The sequence below is a fragment of the Halorubrum orientale genome (assembly GCF_059623105.1).
The window spans coordinates 383302-390354 of record NZ_JBSPSR010000003.1 but is presented as its reverse complement, the minus strand read 5'-3'; the positions used below and the strand labels follow the sequence as shown (position 1 = coordinate 390354).

Sequence of the window (7053 nt, the reverse complement as noted above, 5' to 3'; positions counted from 1 at the left end):
ATGACGCGGATCGTCTCCTCGTCGAGGCCACGCTCGCTTCTAAATGCGGAGTTCTCCTCTTTTTTGAACTCGAAGCGTGCCTCGGTGTCTGTCTCTTTCAGGTGATCTTGTGAACTCATCGAAATGACGTTGGGTCACGACGAAAATAAATGTGGGGTTCAGAAACCATTGCTCGTAACGTCGAATGGTTTCGTCAGCGGGGACCGCTACGTTCTTTCGGGTGGCGATCACACAGTCGGTATGGATCCGGTGCTTCAGTTTGCTACGCTCCGGTCGACGCTCTACTACGGTGTCATCTACGCGATCGTCTTGGTGGTCGCCGTGTGGATCTACCGTGATGCGAAGGCGCGCGGCAGCAACCGGGCGGTTGTGTGGTTCCTTGCCACGCTTTTGTTCACCATCCTCCCCGTTCTCGCGTACCTCTACCTCCACCGTGACGCCGGCCCCGCGTCGCGCCGCTAATTCTCGGTACTGAGAGCCGGAGCCGAACGGCTAAGTTGATCTCTCGTCGCACTCAGATCCATGCTCGTGATGCTCGCGGACGCACTCCGGCTCCTCGTCGTCCCCGTCTTCTGTTGGGCGGCGGTGCGGGACGTCCGAACGCGACGGCTCCCTAACCGGCTGTGGCCGCCGCTGTACGCACTTGGCGCGTTGACACTCGCCCTCACAGTAGTCGGTCGATGGCCGCTCGCAGGAGGAGACTGGCTCTTCGCTTTGCGGGTTGCGGTGAGTCTGCTCGTGGTCGCACCACTCGGCTACGGACTGTGGGCACTTGCCGGCTTCGGCGGGGCCGACGCGAAAGCCGTCATTGCGCTCGCGCTCGTGTTTCCGACATTCCCGGCGTACACGGTCGCCGGCGAGACGCTCCCGCTCGTCGCGACTCCCGCTGGGGTCTTCTCGCTCACGGTGCTCACAAATGCGCTGCTTGTAGGACTCGCGTACCCGCTGTGGCTCGCTGTCACGAACCTCGCGGACGGTGAGTGGTCTCGGTGGCTGTTCTTCACGCGCTGTGTTCAGACTGACTCGCTTACCACCCGACACGGACGGTTGTTCGAGTCGTCTGCGGGGCGCACTCGGAGCGGGCTCGACCTCGATGCCCTCCGGATGTACCTCCGGTGGCGCGGGACCACGCTTGAAGTGGTTCGGGCGGAACCGACGGCGGTCCGTGACCCTGGCCGCATCGGGCCGACATTCGATCCAACTGACGGCCGTGTCGGCTGTTCGATGCGTCCACGCCTCGACGCGTCGATCGATACGATACCCGCCGACGGGGATGTGTGCTCGCGCGCGAGTGTCGATGCCGGCGGTGACGCCTACATTGACTCGGATAAATCAAACAGAGCTATGCGTGAACACGAAAATTACGACGACAGCGACCACGACGACCCATGGGGTGCCGAACGATTTCTTGCGGCAATCGACCACGACGCGTATGGCACCGACCCCCGGACGCTCCGGGCGGGCCTGGCGCTCGTAGCCGAGCAGGACACCGTTCGGGTGTCGCCAGGGCTCCCGTTTCTCGTGCCGTTGACTGTCGGGCTCCTCCTCGCGGTGAGCTACGGGGACGTCCTGTTTGCGTTGCTTGCCGTCTTCGGGGTCGCCTGAAATCAGCTAAGCCGGTCGGACCGGTCGGTCAGGCCTCGACAGCTCTGTCAGCGACCGTCACGATCTGTGTCCCGACGGGCCGCTTGACTAGGTCACCGGTGTCGCGGCCGAAAAGCTTCCCGACCCCACGCTGGGCGGCGACGTCGACGAGCCGCTGGTCGATCGTGCCGTCGAGGACGACCGCCACCGGCGGCTCGTCCGCGCCCGCAACCGCATCGAACGCATCCGTGGCCTCAACCTCAGTGCGGACGCCGAGGTCGCCGTCGAGGAGCCGAGCACGGCCACTGTCGCCGTCAACGACCTCTTGTACGTGTTCTTCGAACGACCGAGGCGTCTGGTCGACAGGTGGCTCCGTTTCATCGAGCTCGGTTTCCATGTCGGCATCAGTAGATTCGCCGTTATCGGTGCGGTTCTCGTCGACGTCGACGTCGGCCTCGGCGTGCGTGTCGGCTCTGTTGTCTGCACTGTGGCCCTCGTCGTCACCGGAGATGCCACCACTATCGTCTACATTCGGTGACCCGTCGCTCGGGTCATCGCTCAGGTCATCGGTGTCGACGTCGACAATCGTGTGCTCCTCGGTGTCGTCCATCATCGAACTGGTGTCACTGGGTGTATCATCCAGTGTCGGGCTCGCGGGCGACATCGTCCCCTGTCCGGCGGCATCGCGCAGGTTGGGCTCGTCTGCCAGCGTCTCGTAGGGGACCTTACCGCGGAGCGCATCGAACACCGCTGCGCGATCGAGATCTTCGACGGACTCCCCGGGTGGGGCGAATGCGACGTACTCAATCTCTCCGACCTGTGCCAGCTCGCGCAGGATGAGCTCGCCGCCGCGGTCGCCGTCGAGGAACGCGGTCACCGTGCGCGAGGTGGTGAGTTCGGCGACCGCGTCGGGCACGTTCGTTCCCTCGACGGCGACCGCGTTCTTAATTCCACACTCGAGCAGGGTGGAGACGTCTGCGCGCCCCTCGACGATGATCACCGCATCGGAGTCCCCGACGCGAGGCCCGGCCGGAAGCCCCTCGTAGTCGACGATGCCTGCGACGCGGGCGGCCTCTCTGACCTCCTCTAAGACATCGTCGCTGCCGAGACTGGTCTCTTCGAAGCCGCTTGCGACGAGCTCTTTGGCGCGTTCGACGACCTCCCGGCGCTTTGCGGCGCGCACGTCTTCGATGCTCGTCACCTCGACGGCCGCTCCACACGGCCCGATGCGGTCGATGGTCTCGAGGGAGGCGGCTAAGATCGCTGTCTCGACTTTATCGAGACTCGAGGCGACGGTCACCTCGCCGAACGACTGTCCGTTTTCAGACCGTATCGAGACGTCGATTCGTCCAACCTTCGAAGACTCCTGGAGGTCGCGTAAGTCGAGCTCGTCACCGAGCAACCCCTCGGTCTGTCCGAACACGGCACCGACGACGTCGCTTCGCTCAACGACCCCATCGGTCGCGATGGTGGCGCGGATTAGGTACTTTGCTGTGTCATTCATGGATGGTGAGTGTGATGTGAACGGACGGCGACGAACCGTCCGCAACGGTATACGAACGTTGTGAAAAAGTACCTGTCGCCACGGCTTCGGTTGTGGACGACGAATTCGCCGCAAGGCGTGCGGCTATACGGTTCGGGCCGGAGGTGTGTCCCAATGTCGAGTACATGGACTGTGTTGCTCCCGCCGACCATCGACCCCGTCGGTCCCGAGTCGCTTGCGGATATCGCCACGTGTACGAGCCGAGCGACCTACGCGGACGAAGACGCACTCATAGCTGATATCGACCGCTACGATGCGATCATCACTCGAACCCAACCGGTCACCGAGCGGCTGCTCGCGGCCGCAGACCGCCTCCAGATTGTCGCTAAACACGGCACCGGCGTCGACAACGTCGATCTTGCGGCCGCGAGCGAACACGGTGTCGTCGTGGCGAACACGCCGGGTGAGAACGCCAGTTCGGTCGCCGAACACGCAGTGGCGCTGCTGTTGGCGGCCAAGCGAAACGTTGTCGATGCCGATCACGCGACGCAAACCGGCGAGTGGCAGCGGGCCGACTTCCGCGGACACGACCTGCGCGGGCGAACCCTCGGGCTGTTCGGCGCCGGCAACGCGGGCACACGGGTAGCCACCCTGCTGGCTGGCTTCGACGTAACCTGTGTCGCGTACGACCCGTACGCTGACCCTGACTCCCTCCCCGAGACCGTCTCGCTCGTCGACGACGAGACGGCGCTCTTCGAACGCGCGGACGACGTGAGCGTCCACGCCCCGCTCACGCCGGAGACGCGCCACGCGATCGGTGCGGAGGCACTCGATGCCCTCCCGGAGGACGGGGTCGTCGTCAACACCGCACGCGGGGGGATCGTCGACGAGGCCGCGCTCGTGGCCGCACTCGAGGCGGGCGAACTTGGCGGCGCGGGCGTCGACGTCTACGAGACGGAGCCGCCGACACCAGACGACCCACTCCTTTCGTGTCCTGGCGTCGTCCGGACCCAACACAACGCCGGAACGTCCGCAGAGGCGCTCGCGAACATGAGTCGGGCGGCGGCGACGCTCGTTCGAACGGCTTACCAGGGCGAAGTTCCCGAGACAGCGCTCAACCCCGGCGCGTGGTCGACCTTATCGTGAAACGAACATCGTGTACGGTGAATGTGGTATCTGTGGATAAATTATTTATCCGTCGTCTCTGTCATAGCTGATATGACCGCAGGACCGCCGATCGATGCGATCCACTTCGACAACGCGCCGTCGGTCGGAGACGTGCCCGGCCCGAAGAGCCGTGAGCTCCTCGAGACGCAGCGAGCGATAGACAGCAGTGCAGTGGCGTATCCCGAAGACATTCCGGTCGCGTTCGAGGCCGGGAAGGGAGCGACGATCCGCGACGCCGACGGCAACACGTACATCGACATGTTCGCCGGCATCGGCGTGTTGAACGTCGGCCACTCGAACCCGTACGTGATGGAGGCCGTTCGCGACCAGAGCGAGAAGCTCGTCCACACGGTCGACTTCCCGACGGAGGCGCGGCTCGGGCTCATCGAGAAGCTCGACGAGATCGCCCCACCCGGGCTCCGCGGGGAGAACCGCGTCGTCTTTGGCGGCCCGACCGGCAGCGACGCGGTCGAGGCGGCGATCAAGCTCGCGAAGTACAACACCGGCGGCGACGGGTTGCTCGCGTTTCGGGGGAGCTACCACGGCGCGACCTCGGGAGCGATGGCGCTCACCGCGAACAAGGGCTTCAAAGACGACTACACGCCACTCATCCCAGACGTCGTCCACGCGAAGTACCCCTCGCCGTTCATCGACCGCGCGGAGTCCGGCGACGCGACGTCGGTCTGCCCGCGTCCCGCAAGTGAATGCTGCCGGTCGACGTCGTGTGCGCGTGCACTCAAGGAAGTCGAAGAGATAATCGAGGACCCGTACGGCGGACTCGCGAATCCAGCTGGGATCTTCGTCGAGCCGATCCAGGGCGAGGGCGGGGTTATCGTCCCTCCGGAGGGCTTTCTTCGCGGGCTCCGCGAGATCGCGACTGCAAACGACATCCCGCTCATGTTCGACGAGATCCAGAGCGGACTCGGCCGCTCAGGCCAGTGGTGGGCGAGCGAGTGGGCCGGCGTCACCCCCGACATCATGACCACGGCAAAGGCGCTCGGCGGCGTCGGCTTCCCGCTGTCGGCGACGATCTACCACGAGGACCTCGATACGTGGGATTCGGGCGGACACGCGGGCACGTATCGCGGACACGTCGTCGCGATGCGCGCCGGAACGCGCGCCATCGAGTACATCCAGGAGCACGACCTCCTCGCGCACGCGCGCGACCTCGGCGAGCACATCCGTGATCGTCTCCAGACGGCCGGTGCAGACACCGACCGACTCGGCGAGGTTCGTGGCCGCGGTCTCTTCATCGGTGCCGAGTTCGTCGACGCCGACGGTGCTCCAGACGGCGAGGCGGTGGAGGCGATCCAACAGTACTGTTTCGAACACGGCGTCCTCGTTTGGACCGCCGGACGCCACGGCAACGTGCTCCGGCTGTTGCCACCGCTCGTGTTGACCCGCGAGCTGGCCGACACCGCACTCGACGTCGTGGTCGACGCTATCGAACACGTCACCGCCGAGGCGGCGGCAACACGGTGAATTAATTACTCGGATGGCGTACCGTTCGGCGACAGATGGCACACGACGTGCGAAACCGTCTCTCTGCGCTCAGGCGAGCCTTCCACAGACGTCCCGAACCCGGCTGGTGTGAGTTTCAGACGACCGCTCGGATCGTCGAGGAGCTACGTCGAATCGGCGTCGACGACGTCGCTATCGGCTCCGAGGCGCTGTCGGAGCCGGACCGCATGGCGCTGCCGACCGCCGAGACGCTGCGCGCGTGGCGCGACCGGGCGGCCGACGCCGGTGTCAACTCGGCCCTCCTTGAGCGACTCGACGACGGGCACACTGGCGTCGTAGCGACCGTCGAGATGGGACCGGGGCCGATGGTCGGCGTCCGTGTCGACATGGACGGCGTCTCGATGACGGAGTCGACGGCCGCCGGCCACCGCCCGGCAGACGAGGGGTTTCGGTCGGAACACGACGGATACATGCACGCGTGTGGTCACGACGCACACGTCACCATCGCACTCGGAGTGCTCGAGGCGGTCGCTGCGAGCGACTTCGAGGGGTCGTTTCGCGTCTTCTTCCAGCCTGCAGAGGAGGTCGCAGGGGGCGGCAAGCCGATGGCCGAGTCGGGGCTCGTCGACGACCTCGACTACCTGTTCGCGTTCCACCTCGGGTTGGGACACCCCACCGGTGCCGTCGTCGCGAACGCCACCCGACCGCTCGCGATGGCACACATCAACGCCACCTTCGAGGGGGCGAGCGCACACGCGGGGAAAAACCCAAGCGGAGGAACCAACGCGATGCAGGCGATGACGACGGCGGTGCAGAACGCCTACGGAATCCCCCGACACGCAGACGGGTTGACCCGGATCAACTTCGGTCGGGTCGAGGGAGGAAGCGCAAGTAACGTGATCGCAGAAGAAGTGCTCCTCGACGGTGAGGTTCGCGGTGAGACCACCGCACTCATGGAGTATATGCGCACCGAACTGGAGCGTGAACTCTACGCAGCCGCCGAACTCCACCAGTGTGACGTGGTGATACATCGCACCAGCGAGTCGATCCGCGTCGATGGGGACCCGACGCTCGCCGGGACGGTCGGTGACGTCGCCCGCGAACTCCCGTCGGTACGAACCGTCACGGAGACGGCCCCGCTCGGGGCGAGTGAGGACGCGACGTTCCTGATGCAGCGCGTTCACGAACGGGGCGGTCGGGCGGTGTACCTCCTCGTTGGGACGGACCACCCAACGGCACACCATACGCCGACGTTCGACGTCGACGAGCGGTCGCTTGATATCGGCGTCGAGCTGCTTACCACCTGCGTCACCGCGGTCGCCGAGGACCGACCATGACGTCTGCGCCGTGACTCAGGT

6 protein-coding genes are annotated in these 7053 nt (G+C 65.3%); 5 read left to right on the top strand and 1 reads right to left on the bottom strand.

Features of this window, described 5'->3' with window-relative positions; all coding sequences use genetic code 11:
• Positions 1–240 precede the first annotated feature (240 nt).
• Together ACWUI7_RS04870 and ACWUI7_RS04865 are read left to right on the top strand one after the other, a co-directional pair.
• Positions 241–462, top strand: coding sequence for a hypothetical protein (locus tag ACWUI7_RS04870; protein WP_496641089.1), 222 nt, complete (start codon positions 241–243; stop codon positions 460–462).
• A gap of 60 nt (positions 463–522) precedes the next feature.
• Positions 523–1605, top strand: a complete 1083-nt coding sequence (locus tag ACWUI7_RS04865; protein WP_496641088.1) for a prepilin peptidase — start codon at positions 523–525, stop codon at positions 1603–1605.
• Between the two features lie 28 nt (positions 1606–1633).
• On the opposite strand, the gene dnaG is transcribed toward ACWUI7_RS04865, so the two are convergent.
• Positions 1634–3088 carry a DNA primase DnaG gene (gene dnaG, locus ACWUI7_RS04860; RefSeq protein ID WP_496641087.1) on the bottom strand — a complete coding sequence of 485 codons (1455 nt, stop codon included), beginning with the start codon at positions 3086–3088 and terminating at the stop codon, positions 1634–1636.
• A 153-nt stretch (positions 3089–3241) separates the two neighbouring features.
• Between dnaG and ACWUI7_RS04855 the strand changes: the two genes are divergently transcribed.
• The 3 genes from ACWUI7_RS04855 (at position 3242) to ACWUI7_RS04845 (ending at position 7032) form a co-directional block, all read left to right on the top strand.
• Positions 3242–4213, top strand: coding sequence for a hydroxyacid dehydrogenase (locus tag ACWUI7_RS04855; RefSeq protein WP_496641086.1), 972 nt, complete (start codon positions 3242–3244; stop codon positions 4211–4213).
• A 72-nt stretch (positions 4214–4285) separates the two neighbouring features.
• A complete protein-coding gene (locus tag ACWUI7_RS04850) occupies positions 4286–5716 on the top strand; it encodes an aspartate aminotransferase family protein (protein ID WP_496641085.1) in 1431 nt (476 codons plus the stop codon).
• Positions 5717–5751: 35 nt separating this feature from the next.
• Positions 5752–7032, top strand: a complete 1281-nt coding sequence (locus ACWUI7_RS04845) for an amidohydrolase (RefSeq protein ID WP_496641084.1) — start codon at positions 5752–5754, stop codon at positions 7030–7032.
• Positions 7033–7053 lie beyond the last annotated feature (21 nt).

Coding starts and splice junctions, on each gene's coding strand:
- ACWUI7_RS04865 (WP_496641088.1), top strand. CDS start 523: ATGCTCGTGATGCTCGCGGACGCACTCCGGCTCCTCGTCGTCCCCGTC.
- ACWUI7_RS04850 (WP_496641085.1), top strand. CDS start 4,286: ATGACCGCAGGACCGCCGATCGATGCGATCCACTTCGACAACGCGCCG.
- ACWUI7_RS04870 (WP_496641089.1), top strand. CDS start 241: ATGGATCCGGTGCTTCAGTTTGCTACGCTCCGGTCGACGCTCTACTAC.
- ACWUI7_RS04845 (WP_496641084.1), top strand. CDS start 5,752: ATGGCACACGACGTGCGAAACCGTCTCTCTGCGCTCAGGCGAGCCTTC.
- dnaG (WP_496641087.1), bottom strand. CDS start 3,088: ATGAATGACACAGCAAAGTACCTAATCCGCGCCACCATCGCGACCGAT.
- ACWUI7_RS04855 (WP_496641086.1), top strand. CDS start 3,242: ATGTCGAGTACATGGACTGTGTTGCTCCCGCCGACCATCGACCCCGTC.